Origin of the sequence: Frankia sp. AgB1.9, assembly GCF_016786355.1 — a bacterium.
Taxonomy (GTDB): Bacteria; Actinomycetota; Actinomycetes; order Frankiales; family Frankiaceae; genus Pseudofrankia.
The window spans coordinates 15,338-39,261 of record NZ_JADWYX010000085.1 but is presented as its reverse complement, the minus strand read 5'-3'; the positions used below and the strand labels follow the sequence as shown (position 1 = coordinate 39,261).

The 23,924-nt window shown below is 73.2% G+C and carries 20 protein-coding genes; 13 read left to right on the top strand and 7 right to left on the bottom strand.

The window, feature by feature from the left end:
* The first annotated feature begins 131 nt into the window (after window positions 1-131).
* On the top strand, window positions 132-2,138 hold the full coding sequence (locus tag I6A60_RS28190; protein ID WP_203022283.1) for a copper resistance CopC/CopD family protein: 2,007 nt from the start codon (window positions 132-134) through the stop codon (window positions 2,136-2,138).
* 30 nt (window positions 2,139-2,168) lie between these two features.
* Here the strand turns inward: I6A60_RS28190 and I6A60_RS28185 are convergent, their stop codons facing one another.
* Window positions 2,169-3,056 (bottom strand): DUF2470 domain-containing protein, encoded by an 888-nt coding sequence (locus I6A60_RS28185; protein ID WP_203022282.1) that lies wholly within the window; start codon window positions 3,054-3,056, stop codon window positions 2,169-2,171.
* 396 nt (window positions 3,057-3,452) lie between these two features.
* Between I6A60_RS28185 and I6A60_RS28180 the strand changes: the two genes are divergently transcribed.
* Window positions 3,453-3,803 carry a type II toxin-antitoxin system VapB family antitoxin gene (locus I6A60_RS28180; RefSeq protein ID WP_203022281.1) on the top strand — a complete coding sequence of 117 codons (351 nt, stop codon included), beginning with the start codon at window positions 3,453-3,455 and terminating at the stop codon, window positions 3,801-3,803.
* Between the two features lie 7 nt (window positions 3,804-3,810).
* Here I6A60_RS28180 and I6A60_RS28175 read toward each other — a convergent pair whose 3' ends face one another.
* A complete protein-coding gene (locus I6A60_RS28175; RefSeq protein WP_203022280.1) occupies window positions 3,811-4,170 on the bottom strand; it encodes a hypothetical protein in 360 nt (119 codons plus the stop codon).
* A 277-nt stretch (window positions 4,171-4,447) separates the two neighbouring features.
* On the opposite strand from I6A60_RS28175, the gene I6A60_RS28170 reads away from it, so the two are divergent.
* The 4 genes from I6A60_RS28170 (at window position 4,448) to I6A60_RS28155 (ending at window position 8,170) form a co-directional block, all read left to right on the top strand.
* Window positions 4,448-5,365: a metal ABC transporter substrate-binding protein gene (locus tag I6A60_RS28170; protein WP_307873903.1), complete on the top strand. Its 918-nt coding sequence runs from the start codon at window positions 4,448-4,450 to the stop codon at window positions 5,363-5,365.
* Window positions 5,366-5,457: 92 nt separating this feature from the next.
* A complete protein-coding gene (locus tag I6A60_RS28165; protein ID WP_203022279.1) occupies window positions 5,458-6,285 on the top strand; it encodes a metal ABC transporter ATP-binding protein in 828 nt (275 codons plus the stop codon).
* The gene (locus I6A60_RS28160) at window positions 6,282-7,262 is read left to right on the top strand and encodes a metal ABC transporter permease (protein WP_203022278.1); all 981 of its coding nucleotides are present in this window, start codon (window positions 6,282-6,284) and stop codon (window positions 7,260-7,262) included. Before I6A60_RS28165 ends, I6A60_RS28160 begins: the two co-directional genes overlap by 4 nt.
* Complete coding sequence (locus tag I6A60_RS28155; protein WP_238436400.1) at window positions 7,262-8,170, top strand: metal ABC transporter permease; 909 nt, start codon at window positions 7,262-7,264, stop codon at window positions 8,168-8,170. Before I6A60_RS28160 ends, I6A60_RS28155 begins: the two co-directional genes overlap by 1 nt.
* Here the strand turns inward: I6A60_RS28155 and I6A60_RS28150 are convergent.
* Window positions 8,131-8,625: a Fur family transcriptional regulator gene (locus tag I6A60_RS28150; RefSeq protein WP_203022276.1), complete on the bottom strand. Its 495-nt coding sequence runs from the start codon at window positions 8,623-8,625 to the stop codon at window positions 8,131-8,133. The two genes, I6A60_RS28155 and I6A60_RS28150, sit on opposite strands and share 40 nt — an antisense overlap.
* 228 nt (window positions 8,626-8,853) lie before the next feature.
* On the opposite strand from I6A60_RS28150, the gene I6A60_RS28145 reads away from it, so the two are divergent.
* From I6A60_RS28145 to I6A60_RS28135, 3 genes are all read left to right on the top strand, one after another.
* Window positions 8,854-9,660 (top strand): hypothetical protein, encoded by an 807-nt coding sequence (locus I6A60_RS28145; protein ID WP_203022275.1) that lies wholly within the window; start codon window positions 8,854-8,856, stop codon window positions 9,658-9,660.
* A gap of 254 nt (window positions 9,661-9,914) precedes the next feature.
* Window positions 9,915-11,129, top strand: coding sequence for a pyridoxal phosphate-dependent aminotransferase (locus I6A60_RS28140; protein ID WP_203022274.1), 1,215 nt, complete (start codon window positions 9,915-9,917; stop codon window positions 11,127-11,129).
* A gap of 271 nt (window positions 11,130-11,400) precedes the next feature.
* On the top strand, window positions 11,401-13,227 hold the full coding sequence (locus tag I6A60_RS28135) for a hypothetical protein (protein WP_203022292.1): 1,827 nt from the start codon (window positions 11,401-11,403) through the stop codon (window positions 13,225-13,227).
* On the opposite strand, the gene I6A60_RS28130 is transcribed toward I6A60_RS28135, so the two are convergent.
* Entirely contained in the window at window positions 13,224-14,483 is a 1,260-nt protein-coding gene (locus I6A60_RS28130; RefSeq protein WP_203022273.1) for a CapA family protein, read from the bottom strand. The genes I6A60_RS28135 and I6A60_RS28130 overlap by 4 nt on opposite strands.
* A 119-nt stretch (window positions 14,484-14,602) precedes the next feature.
* On the bottom strand, window positions 14,603-15,559 hold the full coding sequence (locus I6A60_RS28125; RefSeq protein WP_374113351.1) for an LLM class F420-dependent oxidoreductase: 957 nt from the start codon (window positions 15,557-15,559) through the stop codon (window positions 14,603-14,605).
* Between the two features lie 177 nt (window positions 15,560-15,736).
* On the opposite strand from I6A60_RS28125, the gene pdhA reads away from it, so the two are divergent.
* The 4 genes from pdhA to I6A60_RS28105 all read left to right on the top strand — a co-directional run bounded on the left by pdhA (window position 15,737) and on the right by I6A60_RS28105 (window position 20,642).
* On the top strand, window positions 15,737-17,149 hold the full coding sequence (pdhA, locus tag I6A60_RS28120; protein WP_374113352.1) for a pyruvate dehydrogenase (acetyl-transferring) E1 component subunit alpha: 1,413 nt from the start codon (window positions 15,737-15,739) through the stop codon (window positions 17,147-17,149).
* Between the two features lie 38 nt (window positions 17,150-17,187).
* Window positions 17,188-18,180, top strand: coding sequence for an alpha-ketoacid dehydrogenase subunit beta (locus I6A60_RS28115; RefSeq protein ID WP_238436403.1), 993 nt, complete (start codon window positions 17,188-17,190; stop codon window positions 18,178-18,180).
* A gap of 66 nt (window positions 18,181-18,246) precedes the next feature.
* The gene (locus tag I6A60_RS28110; protein ID WP_203022271.1) at window positions 18,247-20,016 is read left to right on the top strand and encodes a dihydrolipoamide acetyltransferase family protein; all 1,770 of its coding nucleotides are present in this window, start codon (window positions 18,247-18,249) and stop codon (window positions 20,014-20,016) included.
* A gap of 377 nt (window positions 20,017-20,393) precedes the next feature.
* Window positions 20,394-20,642, top strand: a complete 249-nt coding sequence (locus I6A60_RS28105; RefSeq protein ID WP_013428202.1) for a hypothetical protein — start codon at window positions 20,394-20,396, stop codon at window positions 20,640-20,642.
* Between the two features lie 635 nt (window positions 20,643-21,277).
* Here I6A60_RS28105 and I6A60_RS28100 read toward each other — a convergent pair.
* The gene (locus I6A60_RS28100) at window positions 21,278-21,574 is read right to left on the bottom strand and encodes a hypothetical protein (RefSeq protein WP_238436398.1); all 297 of its coding nucleotides are present in this window, start codon (window positions 21,572-21,574) and stop codon (window positions 21,278-21,280) included.
* A gap of 155 nt (window positions 21,575-21,729) precedes the next feature.
* A complete protein-coding gene (locus I6A60_RS28095; RefSeq protein ID WP_203022270.1) occupies window positions 21,730-23,598 on the bottom strand; it encodes an acyl-CoA dehydrogenase in 1,869 nt (622 codons plus the stop codon).
* Window positions 23,599-23,924: the final 326 nt, after the last annotated feature.

Below are 23,924 nucleotides of genomic sequence, written 5' to 3'. Positions count from 1 at the left end.
CGCCGCGGCCCCCCCCGGGGGGGGTGCCCGGGCCGCGGGGGGCGGGGCCCCCGGCCGCCGCCGACGGACCTTCTCCACCCGGGCCCCGGCCGGTCTTCCCGCCGGGCGCCTGACAGAAAGAGACTGGACGCATGAGCGGCAACTCCGGCACGGCGCACGTACGGCGGCGGCAGCGGGCGGGCACGCTGGCGGCGCTGACGGTGACGGCCGTGCTGGCCCTCGTCGGCGTAGGGGCGTCGCCCGCGTGGGCACACGCCATCCTCGAGCGGGCGACGCCGGCCGGCGGGACGGCGGCCGCGACGTCGCCGGCGACCGTGACCCTCGGGTTCAGCGAGTCGGTCCGGTCGGACTCGACGTCGGTCCGGGTGATCGACGCCCGCGGCACCCGGGTGGACACCGGTGGCGCGCACGGCGGCCCGACGGCGTCCCAGGTCACGGTCGCGCTCAAGCCCGACCTGCCGAAGGGCACGTACCTGGTCAGCTGGCACGTCATCTCGGAGGACAGCCACCCCGTCGCCGGTGGGTACGCGTTCGGGATCGGCCGGGCGCCCACGGCGAGTGAGGCCGCCGCGGCGAACACGGCCCAGCCCGGCTCGCCGGTGACCGGGTTCGTGTTCGGGGTGGCGCGGCTGGTCGCCTTCGGCGGGATGGCGGTGCTGCTGGGCGCGGGCTTCTTCCTACTGGTGCTGTGGCCGGCCGGGCTGCGCCGGCTCGCGCCGCGCCGGCTGCTCGTCGCGGGGTGGGTCGCCGCGTTCGTGGGGGCCGCCGCCTGCGTGTTCCTGCAGGGCCCGTACGGGGACGACCTCGGGCTGTCGGCGCTGTTCCGCTGGGCTCCGCTCGGTTCCACGCTGGCGGACCGGTACGGCAAGCTCACGCTCATCCGCCTGCTGGCCCTGCTGCTGGCCGTCCCGTTGCTGCGGGCGTTGCTCGCGGCCACCCCCGCACGGCCCGACGGGCAGCCAGCGCGGACCGGTGAGCCAGGGTGGCGACCGTCGGCCTGGACCAGGGCCGAGCTCGGCGGGCTCGCGGTCGCGGTGGCGGCGACGACGGCACTCACCGGTCACGGCGGGGTCGGCTCGTGGGCGTGGCTGGCGACCGCCAGCATCACCGCGCACCTGCTGGCGATGTCCGTCTGGCTCGGCGGCCTGGCGGTGCTCGCCACCGGCCTGCTCGACCGCCGCCGCCCGGCACCGTCCGACGGCGAGGACCACGCCGACTGGGCCGAGGCGATCGTCCGACAGTCCAGCCCGCACGAAGGCGATGCGGAGGGCGAGCTGGACGACGAGGCCGCGCTCGCCGCCGCCCGTGCCTACCTCGACGAACACGACGCCGACGTCGTCCCGGTCGAGGACGACCGGGCGGCGGAGCTGGCCGAGGTGCTCCCGCGCTGGTCACGCGTCGCCATGACGGCGGTCGGGCTGATCGTTCTGTCCGGCGTCTACCAGAGCTGGCGTGAGCTCGGCGCGGTCGGCGCGTTGTTCGACACCGCCTACGGCCGGCTGCTGCTCTACAAGCTGTGGTTCGTGCTGGCGATGCTCGGGGTCGGCTTCCTGTCGAACCGGTGGGTGATCCGGCACTTCCGCCCGGTCGCGCTGGCGATGACCGCGGAGACCGACGCGACCAACGCCGAGGCCACCGGCGAGGCCGACGACGGCGCCGAGGACGAGCTCGACGAGGAGGGCCGCCGCAGGGTGACCCAGGGCGCGCTGGGTGTGCTGCGACGCGGGGTGATGGTCGAGGCCGTGATCGGCCTGGCGGTGCTGGCCGTCACCGCGGCGCTCGTCAACCACGCTCCCGGCCGGACGACGTACGCGCCGCCGTTCCACACGACGACGACCGCCGGACCGCTCACGGTCGACGTGCGCGTCTCGCCGACCCGGACCGGTCTGGAGACCGTCGACGTCCGGGTGCGCGACCCGCAGGGCCAGCCGCAGCGGCTGGTGGAGGCGTCCGTGACGCTGTCGCTGCCGGCGGCCCAGGTCGGGCCGATCGACGTCCCGATGGTCGCGGCCGGCACCGGCGAGCTGATCGCCCAGGACGCGCAGGTGCCGCTCGCCGGCTCGTGGCGGATGGGCATCACCGTGCGCATCAACGACTTCGACGAGTACGCCACCGCCGTCACCTACACCGTCCGGTGACCGGTGACCAGGGCCGCGATGGCCGACGGCCTACCGGGACGGCTCCGTGAGCAGGCGGCGCAGCTCGAGGCCCAGCGAACGCGGCTCCGTCAGCGGGTCGTGGAAGGTGACCCGCAGCTCGTGAGCGCCCGCCTCGTCGACCTGCCACAGGGTCAGGCCGTCGCGGTCGAGCGTCCCGACGGCGATGCCGGCGACGCTGGCCAGGTCCGCCGGGCGCATCGGCGCCGCCGACCCGGCCCCGCCGGGCACCTCGGCGGCGACCGCGCGGCCGTGGGCGGCGGCGATGAGCCGCAACTGGCCCGCGTGCGCGGTGTTCAGGTGCTCGATGAGGTCGGGCGCGTAGGCGGTGATGAGATCGGGCTCGGCCAGCGCGTACGCGTCCAGCTCGATCCGGCGGCCGGACGCGGTCGACGGCCACCGCGGCTCGGCACCGCGGCCCAGCTCGCGCCGCCCGGCGAGCGCGTTGGCCCGGCGCCCGGCCCGGCTGCCACGGCGGCGCGCGCCCGGCTCGGTCGGGGTGGGCAGGCAGAGCAGCACCTCGTCCACCGACAGCGCGAGCGCGACGAGCCCGTCGTCGTCGTAGTCCGGCATGGTCGGGCGCAGCCCGGGCCCGGCGATCCGCCGGGCGATCTGCTCGGCGCTGCCTGGCATCGTGCGCAGCTGGCCGCCGAGCACGAGCCGCTCGCCCGTGAACCCGGGCACGTCGAGCCGGCAGCGGCGGGAACCCGCCGTCAGGGTCGGCGGGCTCCCGGCGCCGACCAGCAGGACGGGCTCGCCGCCGTCGTCGATCAGGCCGGTCCAGCCACAGACCCGCGCCCCCGGCAGGGTGAGCAGCGCGTGCCGGGCGCCGGCCAGCACGGTCCGCGCGTGGATCGCGAGCCGGGGCATCGTGTCGTCGTCCGGTTCCTCCGCGGCCATCAGGCCCCTCCCACCCAGAGCAAGTCATGAAGTTAGGCTTACTTAAGTGGGCTGCGCGACGTAGGTCAAGCGCTTTCGCGGGCTGATCCGCGACCACGGGCCGTATGGGTGGGTGCGAGCGGCCCGTGGTCGAGCCCTCGACATGCCTCGGTGCCGAGGACGCACGCCGGCTGACGGCAACGCGACGCCAATGCCGTCCGCGTGTCTCGAGGCCTAGGCAACCGCGGGCCGGAGAGTGGTAGTGCGCGAGGGGGCGGGCGCGGGATTCTAGGCTGTGGTGGTGGCGTCGCCGAGCAAGGTGCGCCGCCACCCGCGCCGGCTCCGGCCGGTTGGGACGGTTGTCGACGCGCGGCCACCCGGTGTGCGTGGGTAGACGAGACGGCGAAGGAGGTACAGGTGATCTTCAAGCTGGTCGGGGACGGTCGCCCGTATCCCGACCACGGGCTCGGCCAGCGCGACTGGGCGAAGATCCCGCCACGCCAGGTCCGGCTTGACCAGCTGGTCACGACGAAGCGGGTCCTCGCCCTCGATCTGCTGCTCGACGAGGACTCGACCTTCTACGGCGACCTGTTCCCCCACGTCGTCGAATGGGATGGCGCGCTCTACCTGGAGGACGGGCTACACCGTGCCGTCCGGGCCGCCCTGCAGCAGCGGACGTCCATCCATGCCCGGGTGTACGTGCTCGCCGCCGGCCATCCCGGCGTGCCTCCGGCCGACGAGGCCACGATCCCGCGCCCGGCGCGGTGACCGGTCGTCAGCCGGTCGGGAAGGTGTAGACGACGAACCGGTCCGAGCCGACCTTCGCGAAGACGTAGCGCGGGCAGGCCCTCGCCGGCTTGTAGGCGGCGATGGGACGCAGCACGGGCGAGCGCATGACCTGCTTCACCCGGCCGCCCGCGAGCGACTCCATGTCGGCCGTGGACACGTCCGGCGGGCTGTCGCGGCGCTCGTAGTACGAGCGGCAGTAGCGGATCTCGTTCGGCCGCGACGTCCACGCGGGGGTGTGGAAGTACCACAGCAGGTAGAGCTCACGGAAGACAATCGTGATCAGTCCGATGACGATGAGAGCGCGGACGAAGTTCCCGGCTCGGGACGAGGCGAGGACTGGGCTCACAACACCGTGACCCTATGCCCATCTCCGCCGGTTCCCGGACATCTCCCCTGTATCCGCCGCATGTGTCGTGCACGGCCGACCAGCGGACACCCCCGGATCGCTCGACGTCGCCTGGCTCGGACACGCCCGGCCCGAAGCGGCCAGGTTGACACCGTTATCCGAAACCGTTTTCATTACGAACGTGCGAAACCATGACGGGGTGTGCTCCTCCCCCGATCGAGCCGAACGTCGCGCCGGCCGCCGGGCAGAGCGGCGCCCCGCCCGGATCGCGGCGGGGGTGCTCGGTGTCCTGGGCCTGGCCGCGTCGGTCGCGCTGGCCGGCTGTGGCTCGAGCCAGGGCGGCGGGTCCGGTGCCGCGTCCACCGGGAAGCTGCGCGTCGTCGCGACGACGACCCAGGCCGGCGACTTCAGCCGGTCGATCGGCGGCGGCCTGGTCACCGTCACCCAGCTGATCAAGCCGAACGTCGACCCGCACGACTTCGAGCCGTCGCCCGCCGACCTCGACGCGCTCGCGAAGGCCGACGTGCTGGTCACCAACGGCGCCGGGCTGGAGTCGTGGCTGGACGACGCCGTCTCCGCGTCCGGGTTCGAGGGCACCCGGGTGGTGATGGCCGACGGTGTGCCGCTGCGAGCCGGGTCCGGCTCCGAGACCGGCCAGCACGACCCACACATCTGGCACGACCCACGCAACGCGAAGATCATGGTGACGGACATCGAGAAGGGCTTCGCGATCGCCGACCCGGCCCACGCGCCGGCCTTCGAGAAGAGCCTGGCGACGTACCTGGTGGCCCTCGACGCGCTCGACCGCCGGGACGCGGCCGAGATCGCCACGATCCCGGCCAGCCAGCGGCTCCTCGTCACCAACCACGACGCGTTCGGCTACTACACCGCCCGCTACGGGATCACCTACGTCGGATCGATCATGCCCAGCTTCGACACGTCGGCCGAGCTGTCCGGGAAGACGATCCAGGACATCGTCGCCAAGATCCGTAAGACCGGGGTCAAGGCCGTCTTCTCCGAGTCGTCGCTGCCGCCGAAGACCGCCGAGTCGATCGGGCGCGAGGCAGGGGTGACCGTGATCGCGGGCGAGGACTCGCTGTACGCCGACTCGCTCGGCCCGGCCGGGTCCGCGGGTGACACCTACCTGAAGGCCGAGCAGCACAACACCGACGTGATCGTGAAGGCCCTCCGGTGAGCGCGGCGGTCCCTGGTCCGGTGGCCACCGCTCACCACCACCGGGCAGGCCGGCCGGCAGCGGTCGGTCGCCGACCGCATACCGTGGCCGACATGAGTTCCGACGGCCGCCTGGTCGGCGACGCGCCCGCGACGCCGACCCGCCTCGCCGAGCCGGACGAGGGCGGCGGACCGGACGCGCTGGTACTGGCCGAGGCGACCGTCGCCTACGGCCGCGTCCCCGCGCTGGAGCGGGTCAGGGGCCGGGTACCGGCCGGGCGGACCGTCGCGCTGATCGGCCCGAACGGCGCCGGCAAGTCCACCCTGATCCGAGCCATCCTCGGGCTGGTCCCGGTGGTCTCCGGCTCGATCACCGTGCTGGGCCAGACGCCGGCCAAGGCCCGCCGCGAGGTGGGCTACGTACCTCAGGCCGACACCCTGGACGCCGACTTCCCGGTCTCGGTCGGCCAGGTGGTCCTGATGGGCCGCTATCGGCGGATCGGCTGGGTGCGCCGGCCGGGCGCCGAGGACCGGGCCGCCGCCGCGGCCGCGCTGGACGCGGTCGGTCTCGCCCACCGGGCGAAGGACCGGTTCGGCACGCTGTCCGGTGGGCAGCGCCAGCGGGTCCTGCTGGCCAGGGCGATCGCGGCCGCGCCTCGGCTGCTGCTGCTGGACGAGCCGTTCAACGGCGTGGACGCCGTCTCCCAGGACGCGCTGCTCGCCGCGCTCGCGAAGCTGACCGCCGCGGGCACCGCCGTCGTCATCTCGACGCACGACCTCGCGCTCGCGCACCTCGCCTGCGACGACGTCTGCCTGCTCAACCGCCACCAGTTCGCCTTCGGCCCGCCGGCGGCGACGCTGACCCCGGAGCTGCTGCGCGCCACCTACGGCGGTGCCGCCGTCGAGCTCGGCGCGCACGGCGTCATCGTGGCCCGCCCGTGACGCTGATCGACCTGCTCACCGCGCCGTTCGAGCGGCCGTACCTGACCAGGGCGCTGATCGAGCTGCTGCTGCTCGGTGGCGTCGCGGCCGTGGTCGGCGTGTTCGTGCTGCTGCGCCGGCTGGCGTTTCTCACCGACGCGCTGACCCACACCGTGTTCCCCGGGGTCGTCATCGGCTTCCTGCTGAGCGGCCAGCCCGGGATCTTCCCCGGCGCGCTCGTGGTGGGCTGCCTGTCCGCCGCGCTGTTCACGCTGCTCGCGGCGACCAGGCGGGTCGAGGATGACGCGACGCTGGCGATCCTGCTGACCGGGTTCTTCGCGATCGGCGTCGTGCTGGTCTCGCGCCGGTCGTCCTACACGTCGGATCTGACGGCGTTCCTGTTCGGCCGGGTGCTGACCGTGCGGTCGCAGGACATCGAGACGACGGCCGTCGTCGCCGCCGTGGTCCTGCTGCTGCTGGTCGCGCTGCGCAAGGAGCTGCTGCTGGTCGCATTCGACGCGCAGGCGGCGCAGGCGGCCGGGTACCGGGTCGTCGTGCTGGATCTGGCGCTCAACCTGTCGATCGCGCTCGTCGTCGTCGCCGCGGTCCGAGCGGTCGGGACGGTGCTGGTGATCGCGCTGATCGTGGTGCCGGCGGCGGCCGCCCGGCTGCTGTCCGACCGGATCCTGGCGATCACCGCGATCGCCGCGGCGTTCGGGATGGCCGGCGGCTGGGCCGGCCTGCTGATCAGCTACAAGATCTCCGTCGACCACGGGGTGCGGCTGGCGACCGGCGCGACCGTCGTGCTGGTCCTCGTCGCCGGCTATCTGCTCGCGCTGGTCGCCACCTCGGTCCGTGCCCGTGCCAAGATCGCGAAGCCTCGCGCGGGCGCCGGTGTGTCTCACCTGCCGATCGAGGACTGGCGCCATCCCGCGACGGACCAGGCTGCGCGGGCCGCGGCGCTGACGGCCGATCCCGAGGCAGGGCGAGCCCCGTGATGCTCTGGCAGACCCTCGGCGACGGGTACACCCGCCGGGCCCTGGCCGAGGCCGCACTCGTCGGCCTGCTCTGCGGCGCGGTCGGGGTGCACATCGTGCTGCGCCGGCTGAGCTTCCTCACCGTGGCGCTCACCCACGCGACGTTCCCGGGCGTCGTGCTCGCCGCGCTGCTCGGGGTACCGCTGGTCCTCGGCGCCGGTGTCTTCGGGCTCGTCATCGTCGGCGTGGTCGCCCTCGTCTCGGGGGCGCGCGGCGGACCGGCGGGCACGCTGCCGTCGGCCGCGCCGACCGGGCGAGGTGGCCGGGACGTCTCCAGCGTGACCGGGGTCGTGCTGTCCGGTGGATTCGCTCTCGGCGTCGCGCTGATGTCGGCCCAGGACGGGTTCACCAAGGATCTGACGGCGTTCCTGGTCGGCTCGATCCTCACCGTCGACGAGTCCGACCTGGTGGTCAGCGCCGTGACGGCGGTCCTCGTGCTGGCCGTGCTCGCCGCGCTGCGCAAGGAGCTGCTGCTCGGCGCTTTCGACCCGACGGCACTGGCCGCCGGCGGCTACCCGGCCCGACGCCTGGATCTGGTCGTGCTGGTCGCGCTCGAGCTGGCGGTGGTCACGACCGTCCCGGCGGTCGGCACGATCATGGCGATCGCGCTGGTCGTCGGCCCGGCCGCGACCGCGCGGCTGTGGTGCGTGCGCACCGGCCCGATGACGGCGCTCTCGATGGTGCTGGGAGTGTTCGCCGGTGTCGTCGGCCTGGCGGTGAGCGCCCAGTGGAACATCGCGGCTGGCGGCGCGATCGTGCTGACGGTCACGGCGCTGTTCGCCGGCTCGTTGTTGCTCGCTCCGTGGCTGCGGGCCGAGGCCCGGACCGCTCAGGCGCCGGCGGCGGCGCAGCTGGCGCAGCGTCCGTAGATCTCGACGGTGTGGGCGACGTCCGTGAAGCCCTCGGCCGCGGCGACCTGCTCGGTCCAGTGCTCGATCTCGCGGCCGGCCACCTCGACGGTGTGCCCGCAGATCCGGCAGACCAGGTGGTGGTGGTGGGTGTCGGTGTTGCACCGGCGGTAGACCGTCTCGCCGTCGTCGAGCCGCAGCACGTCGACCTCGCCGCGGTCGGCGAGCACCTGCAGATGCCGGTAGACGGTGGTCAGCCCGACCGGCTGGCCGTCGGTGCGCAGCCGGGCGTGCAGCTCCTGCGCGCTGGTGAACGCGTTGGTCGCGGCGAGCGCCGCGGACACGGCGTCGCCCTGCCGGGTCGACCGCGTCGCGGCGCCTCGGCCGGCCGTGGCCCTGCCGACGGCAGCCGCCGGACCAGGCCCGGTCGCTTCGTCGCTCGGTTGGCTGCGGTTCACGGTCGACACACCATCCACTTTCTCACCTCGGCCGCTACGGGGTCCCAGGACGACCGGCACCTGTATACCCGGCGATCGGCCTCCGAGGGCCAAGTCGGTCAATCCACCAGTAGATCGCCACCTGGTGGGAAAGAACACTGGGTGCGCCAATCGACCCTCCCCGTCGGACACTGACGTAACCGGCGATATCGTGCCGACTCGTACGCGCTACTGGCTGACGCCGGTGACTCGAAGGAGAACGTTCGGATGGCGGTCCCTCGGCTGAGCCTGCGTGCGAAGGCCGACGGGGAACCCAGCGAGCTGTGGAAGCCGTTCGCCCTCGCCGGCGCCATCCTGATCGCGGTGGCGGGCGTGCTGACGACCTGTGCCGGCCCCAAGCCCGCGGACTCCACGACGAACAGCGGTGGCAGTTCGTTCGCGGCGTCAACCGTCAGCAGCGACGCCCTGACTCGTTGGTACGTCGGCACGCAGGCGATCCGGCAGCTCATCGCGCTTGACGTCGCGGCCGTGCGCACCGACCTGGCCGGGCAGAACGGATCGGCGCTGCAGCCGGTCTGCAGTTCGCTCGCCGACGCCGTCACCGAGGCCCGCGCGCTCACCCCCGGCCCGGACAGCGCGGCCCAGGACCTGTTCGACGGCGGCCTCGACGGCTACGGCAACGGCGTCGCCGCCTGCGGGAACCTGTTCGACGGCACCGCGGCACCCAAGGCCACCATCGAGCAGCGCATCCGGGACGGACTGACCAAGGGCGACGCACAGTGGTCCGCGCTCGCCACCCGGGTCGGGCAGCCCATGGCCACCTACTCGCCGCCGGCCCCCTCGGCCGGCGCCACCCCGGCCGCGCCGCCCGCGACGCCCTCCGGCACGCCGCGGCCGACAGTCTCCAGCACGACGGTCCGCCGGACCACCGCGCCGACCACCCCGGCCGGGGCCACCACCCCGCCCCCACCACCCGCGAGCAGCCCGCCGCCGTCGGTCACCGCGGTCCCGTCCACCGAGGCGCCGCCCACGCCGACTCCGAGCGCGACCAAGACGGGCATCCTCGGCGCCTGACCTGGAACCGGGCAGCCCCCTGACCGGGACTCGGCAGCCCGCTGACCTGGAGTTCGGCCGCTCACCGGAGGGTGACCGTCGTCTCCGCACGAAGCGTGGTGCCCCTGGACGCAGGACCGCTCACTGCGGGTGAATATCGGCGCCCGGAATGCGGCGGTACGGGCCCTCGAATCCCCCCTCATCGCGGGTGGTGCAGCCCTACGCAGCCACTGGGCGTGCATTAACCCGTGGACGGCCCGCCTACCCTGGATGGCATGGAGTTCACCCAGTCCGACAAGCTCGCCGGCGTCTGTTACGACGTCCGAGGTCCGATCCTCGACGAGGCGACCCGGATGGAGACTGCAGGCCAGCGGATCCTGAAGCTGAACATTGGGAACCCCGCTCCGTTCGGCTTCTCCACGCCGCCCGAGGTACTCGCCTCCGTGATGGAGAACCTCGCGAGCGCACAGGGCTACAGCGACTCCAAGGGACTTCCCGCCGCCCGCGCCGCGGTCGTCGACTACCACCGCCGGAAGGGCATCGCCGGCATCGGACCGGACGACGTCTACCTCGGCAACGGCGTCTCCGAGCTGATCATGATGTCGCTCCAGGCGCTGCTCAACAACGGCGACGAGGTGCTGCTGCCCGCGCCGGACTACCCGCTGTGGACGGCCGTCGTCAGCCTCTGCGGCGGCCGCCCGGTGCACTACCTGTGCGACGAGTCCGCGGACTGGGCCCCCGACATCGCGGACGTCGCCGCCAAGATCACCCCGCGCACCCGGGCGCTCGTGCTGATCAACCCGAACAACCCGACCGGAGCGGTCTATGACCGGGCCACGGTCGAGGCGCTGGTGGAGCTGGCCCGCCAGCACAACCTGATGCTCTTCTCGGACGAGATCTACGACCGGGTGCTCTTCGACGACGCCGAGCACGTCTCCACCGCCGCGCTCGCGCCGGACGTGGTCTGCGTGACCTTCAACGGGCTGTCGAAGTCCTACCTGCTCGCCGGCTTCCGGGCCGGCTGGATGGTCGTGTCCGGCCCACGCCAGCACGCCAGCAGCTACATCGAGGGACTCAACATCCTGGCCAACATGCGGCTGTGCGCGAACGTCCCGGGCCAGTACGCGGTGGTCGCGGCGCTGGCGAACGACGAGGGCGCCGGCAGCCTGGTGCTCCCGGGTGGGCGGCTGCGTGAGCAGCGCGACACGGTCGTGAAGCTGCTGGCCGACATCCCAGGGGTCACCTGCGTCCCGCCGCGCGGCGCGCTGTACGCGTTCCCGCGGCTGGACCCGGAGGTCTATCCGATCAAGGATGACGAGCGGTTCGTCCTCGACCTGCTGCGGGCGGAGAAGATCCTTCTGGTGCAGGGCACCGGCTTCAACTGGCCGAACCCCGACCACGTCCGGATCGTCACCCTCCCCACCGTCGACGATCTCACCGCCGCGATCGGCCGCATCGACCACTTCCTGTCGACGTACACGCAGCGCTAGCGAGTCAGGGCCAGGCGGGGCCCCGGACGACCCGTCATCCACACTCTGAGGGAGGATTTCCACAGCCGTATGCACTCTGTGGACAAGGTCTGTGGATAAGCCTCTCTCAACTGTGGATGCCAGCGTCGAGTCGACCAAGGAGCGGCTACCGGGCGTAGCTGGCCCGGTAGCCCCGGATGGGGCTTCAACCGGCCCCGGCGCCGACGCCGACCCCCTGCCGGCCGCGCAGGCGCGGCGACGGCTGCGTCCCCAGCGGCCTGTGGATATCGCCGTGCCCGCCGCGCTCGCGGGCGCGGTCGTCGCCGTTCTGGCGGTCTTGCACACCGTGCTGGCCCGGCCGCTCTGGTACGACGAGATCTGGCGGCCGCACTTCCTGTCCGCGCCGCCGTCGACGTACTGGGCTCAGCTGGCGCACGCGAACACCCCGTCCGCCCTCGGCTGGGCGGTGCTCGTCCGCCTCGTCGGCGACGTCGCCGGCTGGCACGCCTGGGTCCTGCGGGTTCCCGAGCTGGTGGCGCTGGTGGCGCTGCCGGTCGTCGCCTACGCGTTCATCCGCCGCTTCGCCGGGCCGGTCGCGGCCGGACTGGCGGGAACCAGCCTGGGGCTGTCCGGGGTGGTCGTCGACCTCGGCACCCAGCTCAAGCCGTACAGCGTCGAGGCGCTCGCGTCGGTCGTCATCGTCTGGCTGTGGCTGAAGGCGCCGAGCACCGCCACGTGGGGCCCACGACTCGGCTGGCGGACCGCCGCCGGGCTGGTCGCGCTGTTCTCGGTGCCGGCGGCGCTCCTGATCATCCCGCTGGCCGCCGTCGACGTGGTGACCGCCGGCTACGGGTACCGCTACGGCAGCTGGCGGGTCGGTTGGCGCCATCGGCTGTGGGCCGCCGCCACCGCGGCGCCGGCGGTCGCGATCTGCGGGCTGCACACGTGGCTGTTCATCGGCCACCAGTCCAGCCAGCGGGCCAGCCAGTTCTGGAACACCCAGTTCCTCGCCGGCCGCGGCCCGCTGGGCGGCCTGCGGTTCGTCGGCGGGGAGCTGGTCCGGATCTTCGGGGGCGCCCCGACCGGCGTCGACCGCTACGACCCGAACCTCGTGCACCCGGCCACCGACGCGACCTTCGCGGCGGCCTGGCTGCTCGCCCCCGCCGCCGCCGTGGCCTTCCTCGTCGGCGCGGCCGCGCTGGTCCGCGGCAGCACGATCAGCCGGACGGTCCTGGGCATCGGCGGCGCGCACCGCCCGTCCGATCGCCCGGCGACGGCGGACGACGGTGGCTACGTGGTCGCGGCCGTGCTCGGCGCGCTCCTGCTCGCCCTGGTCGCCAGCGCCGGGCGGTACTGGCCGTTCGGCGCCAACCGCACGAACCTGTTCCTCGTTCCGCTGCTGGTCACGGTCGTCGCCACCGGCGCCGACCGCCTCGGCCGCCGCGTGTTGGCCGACGACCCGCTGGCCCGGCTGGCCCACGTCCGGCGGCGGGCCTCGACGGCTCGCCGGCTCGGCCTGGGCTGGCTCGTCCGGGGCTGCCGGCTGGCCGCGTCCGGCTGGTCTCGGCTCGGGCGGCCCGGACGCGAGATCGCCCGGGTCGCACTGGCCGCCGTCCTGGTCGTGCTCACGGCGGCGCCGGTCGCGTCGGCGAGCGCGCTGGCGCCGCTGTGGCGGGACCGCGCCGAGATCCGCCCGGTGGCGCTCATGGTGGACGCGACGACGCAGACCCGGCGGCTCTACCGCCCGGGCGACGTCGTCGTGGTCGGCGGCCGGCTGGCCCGCTCCGGCTGGCTGTACGCGATGGACGTCAGCGCGGACCGGCCCTTCCTGGCGTCGTCAGCGGGGCGGTCTGGGCAGATCGGGCCGCGAGTGCCCACCGGTGCCACGGTGTTCCTCACCGCCGTCGGCAGGGGCGAGGCCCGGACCGCGCTAGCGGGCCGCTCTGGGCCGAGGCCGGGCCGCCTGCTGCTGTTCGTCCTCGTCTACGACCGCGCGGGCACGGCCGGCGAGCTCACGAGCCTGCGCACCGCCGGCTGGTGCGCGGCCCAGCCCTTCGACTACCCCGGCACCGGAACCCTGCGCGTGCTGAACCGCTGCTCGCAGTCGACGCGGCACTAACCGTGGGTCGGGGCCGCCGCCGGCAGGCTGGTCGAGGCAGGCACCGCGGGGATGGCGCCCCAGGTGGGCGGGTTGGCATTGAGGCCGGCGCACTGCTGGAGGGAGCCGACGGTGCCCACGATCTGCCGCGCGTCCACCCCGGTCGCGGGTCGAGGCAGGCCGCCGGAGATCCGGGCCGGCAGCCACTGGGCCTGGGTCACCGCCCGGCCTCTGACGGTGAGGCGCAGGATGCCGCTCTGCGTGTTGGCGGCCATCCCGGAGGAGTAGAAGACGAAGTTGCCCAGGCCGTAGTCGACGAACGCGCCCGACGGGTGCCAGCCGCCGCCCTCGAGCACGTGCGCGTGCGAGCCGACGACGATGTCCGCCCCGGCGTCGACCAGCTCCGGCACGATCCCGGTCTGGTCGGTGCCCGGGCAGCTGTGCGTCTCGACGCCCCAGTGCAGGTCCACCACGACGGTGTCCGCGTCCGCCCGCGCCGCCCGTACCGCCGCGAGAAGCTCGGTCATGTCCTTCGCCGACGCGAGGCCCGGCTTGCCCGGCCCGGACGTCCAGGCGGCGGCCAGGTTGTCGTCCAGCACCCGGGTCGCCCCGATGATCGCGATCCGCTGACCCTTGATCGTCACCTTGTACGGCCTGAACGCGGCGGTGTCGTCCGTGCCGATGCCGACGACCGGGAAGTTGGCCGCCTGGGCGGCGCCGAGGGTGTCGCGCAGGCCGGTCGTGCCGTAGTCCATCGCGTGGTTGTTGGCCATGGTGACGACGTCGACCCCGGACTCGCGCAGCGCGGTGAACGCCCGGGACGGGGCCCGGAAGGTGAACTCCTTGTCGGCCGGGTCACCGCCGTCGGTGATCGCGGTCTCCAGGTTGACCATGGTGAGGTCGGCGGCCGACAGTTCCGGCACGATCGGGCCGAAGCCGTTCAGCGCGGCGGCCGCCGAGCCGGCGAAGTGCACGTCGCCGGCGAACTGCAGCGTCACCGGCTCGCCGGTCGGCGCCCGCTGCGTGCCGCCCGGTGGCACGTTCGCCGTCGTCGCCGCGGACGTCTGGTCCGCCACGCCCGTCGAGGCGCCGGCGCCACCGGCCGTGCCGTCGGACGACGACCCGCCGAGCAGCCCACAGCCCGCCAGGGCCAACCCGACAGCCGTCAACGCTGCCCCGGCCCGCGCCGGTCCGCTGAGCCAGCCACCGCGGCGTTCCGGGGCGCGAACGCCCGTGCCGGAGGCGTCCGGCCTGCCCTGATCCCCGCGCGACGGCACCGCAGCTCCACCCTGCCCGTTCCGGCTCCCCAGCCAGAGGACACGGTACGCAGACACCGGCAGACCACTTGCCATCGACCCGCCGGCCGATGCTGGTTGCCCGGCGGCCGGCCGATCGCCTACAGGGCGAGCAGGGCCGGGGCGAGCTCGCGCCACTGGCGGCGTGGCAGGCCGCGTCGGTCGTAGTCGAGCACCTGGATCGCCACCTGGTCGGCGCCCGCGTCGAGATGCTCGGAGATCCGCGCGGCAAGCACCTCGGGGCCACCATGCGGGACGATCATGTCGACCAGCCGGTCGGAGCCCGCGTTGGCGAAGTCGTCGTCGGTGTAGCCGTAGCGGCGCAGGTTGTTGGTGTAGTTCGGCAGCCGCAGGTAGGAGCCGGTGTGTCGCCGGGCCAGCTCCCGGGCCCGCTCGGTGTCGGTGTCGAGGACGAACGCCTGCTCGGGGACGAGCAGCTTGCCGGAGCCGAGCGTCTTGCGGGCCGCCGCCGTGTGCTCGGGCGGCACAAAGTAGGTGTGCGCCCCGTCGGCCCGGTCGCGGGCCAGCTCAAGCATCTTCGGCCCGAGCGCGGCCAGCACCCGCGGCGGATCGGCGAGTGGCGGCACTGCTCTGTACTGTTCGCTGGCCATCCGGTCCATCTCGGCGAGGTAGGCCGACATCTGGCCGAGCGGCTTCGTGTACGGCACGCCACGGATCTGCATCAGCTCGGCGTGCGAGACCCCGAGACCGAGCACGAACCGCCCCGGGAACGCCTCGGCCAGGGCGAGCTGACCGGCTGCCATCGTGAGCGGGTTGCGGGCCAGGATCTGCGCGATGCCGGTCGCGACGGTGATCCGGGCCGTGGCGGCGAGCATCATCCCGGCCGTCACCAGCACCTCGCGGCCCTTGACCTCGCCGGTCCAGACCGTCGGGTAGCCGAGCTCGTCGAGCTCGGCCACGGCCTCCCGCACGACGCCGGCCGGCGAGAAGTCGAACTGCCCGCTCCACACGCCGACCCGGCCGAGTGCCGCGCCGTCGACCAGCGGCCGGGCGGCCGGGCGCGCGGTGGGCTGGGCTGGTTCCTCGGATCCGCTCACGCCGTCACCGTACCGACCCGACCGGGCCCGCACCGGACGGCGCCCTGTCGCCGGCGCGGATCGCGTCCGAGGCCCGCACCCCAGCCGCACGGATCTCCCGGGCCGTTCCCACTCTTCGATGATCAGTAGTGAGATTCTGGCTTGCCGTTACAGGAGACCGTCCTATCGTTAGCGACCGTGACGGAGCTGATGCAGCTGCTCACACCCAGCGGGCAGCGGGTGGCGACGGCGTCCGGGCGTGAGATCGAGGCGCACGTCGCGGACGTGGGCGTCGCGGACCTGTTGGACCTGTACACCGACATGGTGGTCGTCCGCCGGCTGGACGAGGAGGCCACCGCGCTGCAGCGCCAGGGCGAGCTCGGGCTCTGGGCCCCGCTGCGCGGCCAGGAGGCGGCCCAGGTCGGCTCCGCCCGGGCCCTCGCGCCGGACGACATGGCCTTCCCGTCGTACCGCGAGCACGGCGTCGCCTACTGCCGGGGCGTCGATCCGGTCGCGGTCCTAGGGCTCTTCCGCGGCGTCTCGCACGGTGGCTGGGACCCCGCCGACCACGGCTTCGCGCTCTACGCGATCGTCGTCGGCGCGCAGACGCTGCACGCGACGGGCTACGCGATGGGCGTCACCCGGGACGGCGGCCAGTGCGCGACGATCACGTACTTCGGCGACGGCGCCTCCAGCCAGGGCGACGTCAACGAGGCGTTCGGCTGGGCTGCCGTGTTCGGCGCACCGGTCGTCTTCTTCTGCCAGAACAACCAGTACGCGATCTCGGAACCGACCGCCTACCAGTCACGGGTGCCGATCTCCCAACGAGCCGTCGGCTACGGCTTCCCCGGCGTGCGCGTCGACGGCAACGACGTCCTCGCCACGCTGGCGGTGACCCGCTGGGCGCTGGAACGGGCCAGGGCGGGTGACGGACCGACCCTCGTCGAAGCGGTCACCTACCGGATGGGCGCCCACACCACCGCGGACGACCCGACCCGCTACCGAGACGCATCCGAGGTCGCGGACTGGGCCCGGCGCGACCCGATCGCCCGGGTGCGTGCGCACCTCGTCAGCCAGGACGCGCTGGACCCGGCGGGTGAGGCCTCGATCGCGGCCCGGGCCGACGAGATCGCCGCCGACCTGCGCCGCCGGTGTCTCGCGCTGCCAGACCCGGCGCCGCTCACGCTGTTCGACCACGTGACGGTGGAGGAGAGCCGGCAGCTGGCCGCCGAGCGCGCGGACCTCGCCGGCCTGCTCGCCGCCGGCCCGGACGACGGCGGTTCGGGTGGTACCGGCGCTTACCCGGGCGATCCTTACCCAGACGACCCACGCCGTGGTGACGAGTACCAGCGCGACCCTTACCCGGAAGACCCTCGCCAGGGTGGTTCCACGACCCGGCGCCCGACCGGCTCGGCCTCGTCGGCGCCCCGCCCACCCGCGGCCTCGTCACGGGTGGAGGGCGCCCCGGCGCCCGCGGCCGAGGCCGAGACCCGCGCCGCGCCCCAACCGGCCGCCCAGGCGCCGGCCGCGAGCGCGGCGACCCGACTGAACGGCGGGCGGCCAGTCGCTCCGCCGCAGTTCCCAGGCCCGGAGGCATCGTGCCCACACTGACGCTCGCCGGCGCGCTCAACAACGGGCTGCGCGCCGCGATGGAGACCGACCCCAAGGTCGTCGTGATGGGTGAGGACGTCGGCCGGCTCGGCGGCGTCTTCCGGGTGACGGACGGGCTGCGCGCCCGGTTCGGCGAGGACCGCGTCATCGACACCCCGCTCGCCGAGTCCGCGATCATTGGCACCGCGATCGGTCTGGCGATGCGCGGCTTCCGACCGGTCTGCGAGATCCAGTTCGACGGCTTCGTCTACCCGGCGTTCGACCAGATCGTCAGCAACCTCGCCAAGCTGCACTACCGCTCGGCCGGGCGGACCCGGATGCCCGTGACGATCCGGATTCCGGTCGGCGGCGGCATCGGCGCGGTCGAGCACCACAGCGAGTCGCCGGAGGCGTACTTCTGCCACACCGCCGGGCTCAAGGTGGTGACCTGCTCCAACCCGGCCGACGCCCAGGTCATGATCCAGCAGGCGGTCGCGGCCGACGACCCGGTGGTCTTCCTGGAGCCGAAACGGCGCTACTGGGAGAAGGACGAGGTAGACCCCGTCATCCTCGGGGCGCTCGGGATCGCCGACGACGGCGCGCCGGCCGGATCGGTCACGGTCCCGGCGGCCCGCGTGCCGGCACCGCTGTTCAGCAGCCGGGTGGTGCGGCCGGGCTCGGACGCGACCCTCGTCGGCTACGGGCCGATGGTGCGCACCTGCCTCGACGCGGCGCTCATCACCGAGGCCGAGGACGGGCGCTCGTTGGAGGTCATCGACCTGCGCACGCTCTCGCCACTCGACCTCGACCCCGTGATCGAGTCGGTCCGGCGGACCGGGCGGCTGGTGGTCGTGCACGAGGCGCCGTCGAACGTCTCGCTCTCCGCCGAGGTGGCCGCCAGGGTCACCGAGCAGGCCTTCTACTCGCTGGAGGCGCCGGTCCTGCGGGTCACCGGCTTCGACACCCCGTATCCACCGTCTCGGCTGGAGGAGAGCTACCTGCCCGACGTCGACCGCATTCTCGACGCCGTGGACCGGACCTTCACCTACTGAGCCCCTGATCGGCGAGCTCCAGACCGACCTGAGCCCCTGACCTGCTAAGCCCTGGATGGAGGCACGGTGGCGCGACGAGAGTTCCGGCTCCCCGACCTGGGCGAGGGTCTCGCGGAGGCAGAGATCGTCACGTGGCTGGTCGCGGCAGGCGACCGGGTGACGGTCAACCAGCCGCTGGTCGAGGTGGAGACGGCGAAGGCCGTGGTCGAGTTGCCGAGCCCGTTCGCCGGCCTGCTGGTCGCGACCCACGGCGCCGCGGGCGACACGATCTCGGTGGGCACCGTCCTGATCACCGTCGAGGACGACGAGACAGCCGAGCCGGCCACGGCCGCCGGCTCACCCCCGGCCGCAGGTGCCCGGACCGGCGGCGCACCCGACCCGGCGCTGAGCTCGCCGGGAGCGGCGGCCGTTCCGCCGCCGGCCGTCGTGGCTGGCGGCGGCGAGCGGGAGCCGATGCTCGTCGGCTACGGCCCACGCGCGGCGGCGGTCGGCGGCCCAGCCGGCCTCAGCCGAACCCGCCGCCGCCACCACCGCGTCGCAGCCGCCACCGGTGCCCAGGCCGCGATCACGGCGCCAGCCGGGAGCCGGGCCGCCACCGCCACGCCGCCACTGCCAGGCGACCCGTACGAAGGCGGGCCCGCGTTGGCCAAGCCGCCCGTGCGCCGGCTGGCCCGCGACCTGGGCGTCGACCTCGGCGGGCTCGTCGGCACGGGCCCCGCGGGCACGATCAGCCGGCACGACGTCGAGGCGGCCGCCGGCGTCCTCGGACATTCGACACCGCCGCCCGCCGACGCCCGGTTCACCCCGTCGGCGCCGGCCAGGCCCGCGGGATCGTTCGCCGCCCCGCCAGTGACGCCCGCCCCCGCGCCCGGCTGGGGGCCGCGGACCGCGCCGCCCGCCGGCACCGCACGACCCGACAGCGTCGCCCGGCCGGACGTCATCGCCCGGCCCAGCGACGTCACGCGGCCCGATGGCACCGCCCAGCCGGACGACCTCTCCTGGCCCGGCGGCAGCGCCCGGCTCGACGGCAGCGCGTTGGCCGCAGGCCCGGCAGCGGGGCGGCCCGGTGACCAGCCGGCCGAACCCATCGGCTGGGTTCCGGCCGGAGCGACGTTCGACGAGGCCAGCCGGACCTGGCGGATCCGGGTGTCCGGCGTGCGCCGGGCGACCGCGCGGGCGATGGTGAGCAGCGCCTTCACGGCACCGCACGTCACCGAGTTCGTCTCCGTCGACCTCACGGAGACGCTGGCGGTCCGCGACCGGATCGCGACCCTGCCCGAGTTCGCCGGCCTGAAGGTGACGCCACTGCTGTTCGTCGCCCGCGCCCTGCTGGCCGCCGTCCGGCGCCACCCGATGATCAACTCTGGCTGGGTCGAGAGCGGCGTCGGGGATCCGGAGATCGTCGTCTCCAGTGCCGTCAACCTCGGCATCGCGGTCGCCTCGCCGCGGGGCCTGCTCGTGCCCAACGTCCCGGACGCCGACCGGCTCGACCTCGCCGGGCTCGCCCAGGCCCTGCACGACCTGACCACCCGGACCAGGTCCGGTAGCGCGAGGCCCGCCGACCTGAGTGGCGGCACGATCACCATCACCAACATCGGGGTCTTCGGCGTCGACATCGGCACGCCGATCCTGAACCCAGGCGAGGCCGCGATCCTCGCCGTCGGCGCGATCCGCCCGGCTCCCTGGGTACACCAGGGTCAGCTGGCGGTCCGCACCGTCGGCCAGCTCGCGCTCTCCTTCGACCACCGCCTGGTCGACGGCGAGCTCGGTTCGGCCGTCCTCGCCGACATCGCCGCCATGCTCACCGACCCCACCCTCCTACTCGCCTGGGGCTGACCAGGCGGGCACTGTACCCATCGCGGCCGAGGCCCCCACCGTCCCGCGGAACGCGGAGATCAACCAGGCACACCGTCCCGCGGAACGCGGAGATCAACTGCGCCGCGTTCCGTGCGCCCCAGGCGCCGACGATCGTCCGTGACCCCCACGGATCAGGCCCGGGATCGGGCATCGCGAGCAGGGCCGCGAGAGGCGCTTCACCCACGAACAGGCAGCAACCGCCCAACAGACGATGCGATGTCGGTCAAGGCTCGCGGAGCGGGCGCAAAGGGGACAGGTGGGGCGAACAACAGTGGCAGGATGCTGCCTGGTAACGTGCGGAACGCAGCCAGGTATCAGCACGGCTCCGGCTTCACGGGACAAATGAGGTGACCCACATGACGCGCGTGGAAGCTCTGATGGCCGCGGACGAGTTTGTCGCCAAGGTCCTCAACTCCGCGTCGTCCGCGGGTCAGACGAGCGGTCGTTTCACCGGCGCCCTCAACCTGGCCGAGCGGGTCGATCTGACCCTGCGCGTCGCCCGGTTCCTCCTCGAGGGCCAGCCGTCCTCGGAGGCCGACGACATCCTCAAGCGCGACATGCGCAACGAGCTAGACCAGGCCTTCCCGCCCCTCCGGACCTCCTGACCAGGTCCAGCCCCATTGCAGGGGTCCCCGCGCGGCGCCGAAGGCGACGCGTGGGGGAGGCACCCTCCGGACCTCCTAGCGAGGTCCAGCCCCATTGCGGGGCAAGCACAGGCCTTCCCGCCTCTGCGAACTCTGCTGGCTGATACGGGGCCTTGAGGCTGCGCGGGGTCCTACGTGGTGGCGGCGAACCTCGTCCGCGGTCAATCGTCAGGTAAGAGTGAGGCCCGATCCGGCCTCCCGGTGATCGGGAAGCCGGCCTGCCGCGCGCGGCCCCGGTATCGCGAGGCACTCCGCCCGTCATGATCGCGGTTTGGGCCCTGGGGTGGTTGCGGAAACGCCCTCGCCACGACCATCCCAGGGCCCAAACAGCGATCAAGGCCACGCGAGAGCACCAGCTTCAGCCGCCCGGACCCCTCGTCGATCCCTCATCCACCCAGATCAGCCCCGACGGGGCAGGAGCCGACCCACCGACACGGGCGATCACACGTTCCAGATCAGCCAGGTCCTGCCGAACTAGCCAGCAGGGCCCCTCCGGACCTCCTGACCAGGTCCAGCTTCTGCCGCGGGGCGCGATGAGGTAGATGCGGGGGAAGGCGAAGGGGTTCCCGCCCCCGCGGTGACCTGGGTGCCGGCGGTCAGAGGGGCTCGGTCAGGTTCGGGTACTCGTGGACGGGGGCCACGATCGGGGCCGTCGGCTCGACCATGATCTCGTCGTCGAAGGACAGCGGCGGCGTCGTCCCCTGCTCGATGGACTCCTCGAAGATGCGGCGCCGCCAGAGGTCGCGATAGAACGACGCGGCGAAGCCGGCGACGCTGACCAGCATGATGATCACGCCTACCGCGACGAGGCTGATGCCGGAGGGCTCGGCTCGGATGGCGAAGGTAAAGATCGCCCCGACCGCGAAGAACACCAGGCTCACCATGATTCCCATGGCCCGGCGTGTACCCAAGATCTGTCGCAGGAACCGCCGCGGCTATCGGCAATCCAGCCAGTTACCCATCGGACACCCGCCGATACACCACCGGCCGCCGGTGCGGGAGCACCAGGCGGCCGGTGGTTACCGGTCGGGCGGACCGGTGGGGCGGGCTAGAACGCTTCCTCGGGCAGTGTCATGAGGTCGAGGTCGGCCGCCTCCAGCATGGCGCGGCGGGTGTGCAGCTCGGGCAGGACGTTCGCGGCGAACCACTTGGCCGCGGCGATCTTGCCCCGGTAGAACGCGGCGTCGCGGCTGGACGGGCCGTCCTCGACCGCCGCGACCGCGACCTCGGCGCCCCGCAGCAGCAGCCAGCCGATCACCAGATCGCCGAGGCTCATCAGCAGCCGGGTGGTGTTGAGGCCCACCTTGTAGACCTCTTCGCGGTTCTCGGCGGCCGAGCCGAGGAAGCCGACCAGGGCCCCGACCATCGACTGGACGTCCTCAAGCGCGGCGGCGAGCTGGTCGCGCTCCTTGGCGAGGGTGCCGTTGCCGGCGTCGCCCTTGGCGAAGGCCTGGATGTCGATGAGCAGCGCGGTCAGTGCCTGGCCCTGATCCCGCACGATCTTGCGGAAGAACAGGTCCTGGCCCTGGATCGACGTCGTCCCCTCGTAGAGAGTGTCGATCTTGGCATCCCGGATGTACTGCTCGACCGGGTAGTCCTGCAGGTAGCCGGAGCCACCGAAGATCTGCAGCGAGCTGGCAAGCAGCTCGTAGGACCGCTCCGAACCGACGCCCTTGACGATCGGCAGCAGCAGGTCGTTCATCCGGGCGGCCCGCTCGGCGGCGGAGCCGTCCGCGCCGGACAGCGCGGCCCGCGACCCGGGCACGCCGCCCGCGGACTCGGCCGCGGCGATGGTGTCCTGGAAGGACGCGGTGTAGAGCACCAGCGCCCGCATGCCCTCGGCGTAGGCCTTCTGCGCCATGAGCATTCTGCGGACGTCCGGGTGGTGGATGATCGTGACGCGCGGCGCGCCCTTGTCGGTGGCGGCGAGGTCGGCGCCCTGGACCCGGGTACGGGCGAACTCCAGCGCGTTGAGGTACCCGGTGGACAGGGTGGCGATGGCCTTCGTGCCGACCATCATCCGGGCGTGCTCGATCACCTGGAACATCTGGGCGATGCCGTCGTGGACGTCGCCGACCAGCCAGCCGACGGCGGGCGCCCTCTCGCCGAAGCGCAGCTCGGTGGTCGCGGAGACCTTCAGACCCATCTTGTGCTCGACGTTGGTGACGTAGACGCCGTTGCGGGCGCCGGGCGCACCCGTCTCGGGGTCCGGCATGAACTTCGGCACGATGAACATCGACAGGCCCTTGGAGCCCGGGCCGTGTCCCTCCGGCCGGGCAAGCACCATGTGGAAGATGTTCTCGGGGATGTCCCAGTCACCGCTGGTGATGAACCGCTTGACGCCCTCGATGTGCCAGGTGCCGTCGGACTGCTGGACGGCCCTGGTGCGGCCGGCGCCCACGTCGGAACCGGCGTCCGGCTCGGTGAGCACCATCGTCGCGCCCCACTGCCGCTCGACCGCCTGAGCCGCGAACTTCTTCTGCGAGGCGGTACCGAGCTGGTCGAGGATGCCGGCGAAGGTCGGGCCGGCCATGTACATGAAGACGGCCGGGTTCGAGCCCAGGATCAGCTCGGAGGCGGCCCAGGCGACGGTCGGCGGGGCGCCGAGGCCGCCGAGGTGCGCGGGCACGAACAGCCGCCACCACTCGCCCTCCTCCAGGGAGCGGTAGGACTTCTTGAATGACTCGGGCAGCCGGACGGTCCCGGTGGCCGCGTCGAACTGAGGGGGATTGCGGTCCGCGTCCGCGAACGACTCGCCCAGCGGGCCGGTGGCCAGCCGCTCGAGCTCTACGAGGACCTCGTGCGCTGTCTCCCGGTCCATCTCCGCGAACGGGCCGGTGCCCAGGATCTGGTCGACCTTGAACACCTCGAAGAGGTTGAACTCGATGTCCCGAAGGTTGCTTCGGTAGTGCCCCATGGCCGCCCCCATGTCGTATGCGCTCCGGAGGATTCCGCCGGCCGCTCGGCCGTCAGCCGCGCCGCCGTGTCCGCCCCAGGCCCGTGCCGACGTCGAGCACACGGCCCGTCGGCTTTGTTACTGGTGAGTACGTCGTACCCATGCTACTAGCGAGTAACCCAGGAGCAAACCCGTCTTCCCGACCTCCGTCGGCCATGATCGACATACGAACCAGGCGCGGAGACAAGGGACAACAGGTCAGCCGGGCACCCGGCGACCTTCCCCTGTGACGCAACACACAGCCACCACGGAGGGGGTGAGCATCGCGAGACGAAAGACGAAGCAGC

What these genes read in the sequence shown, in the direction of transcription:
- I6A60_RS28155 (WP_238436400.1), top strand. Translation starts at nt 7,262, where the DNA reads ATGCTCTGGCAGACCCTCGGCGACGGGTACACCCGCCGGGCCCTGGCC.
- I6A60_RS28185 (WP_203022282.1), bottom strand. Translation starts at nt 3,056, where the DNA reads ATGGCCGCGGAGGAACCGGACGACGACACGATGCCCCGGCTCGCGATC.
- I6A60_RS28100 (WP_238436398.1), bottom strand. Translation starts at nt 21,574, where the DNA reads ATGGGAATCATGGTGAGCCTGGTGTTCTTCGCGGTCGGGGCGATCTTT.
- I6A60_RS28190 (WP_203022283.1), top strand. Translation starts at nt 132, where the DNA reads ATGAGCGGCAACTCCGGCACGGCGCACGTACGGCGGCGGCAGCGGGCG.
- I6A60_RS28140 (WP_203022274.1), top strand. Translation starts at nt 9,915, where the DNA reads ATGGAGTTCACCCAGTCCGACAAGCTCGCCGGCGTCTGTTACGACGTC.
- I6A60_RS28105 (WP_013428202.1), top strand. Translation starts at nt 20,394, where the DNA reads ATGACGCGCGTGGAAGCTCTGATGGCCGCGGACGAGTTTGTCGCCAAG.
- I6A60_RS28145 (WP_203022275.1), top strand. Translation starts at nt 8,854, where the DNA reads ATGGCGGTCCCTCGGCTGAGCCTGCGTGCGAAGGCCGACGGGGAACCC.
- I6A60_RS28165 (WP_203022279.1), top strand. Translation starts at nt 5,458, where the DNA reads ATGAGTTCCGACGGCCGCCTGGTCGGCGACGCGCCCGCGACGCCGACC.
- I6A60_RS28115 (WP_238436403.1), top strand. Translation starts at nt 17,188, where the DNA reads ATGGAGACCGACCCCAAGGTCGTCGTGATGGGTGAGGACGTCGGCCGG.
- I6A60_RS28095 (WP_203022270.1), bottom strand. Translation starts at nt 23,598, where the DNA reads ATGGGGCACTACCGAAGCAACCTTCGGGACATCGAGTTCAACCTCTTC.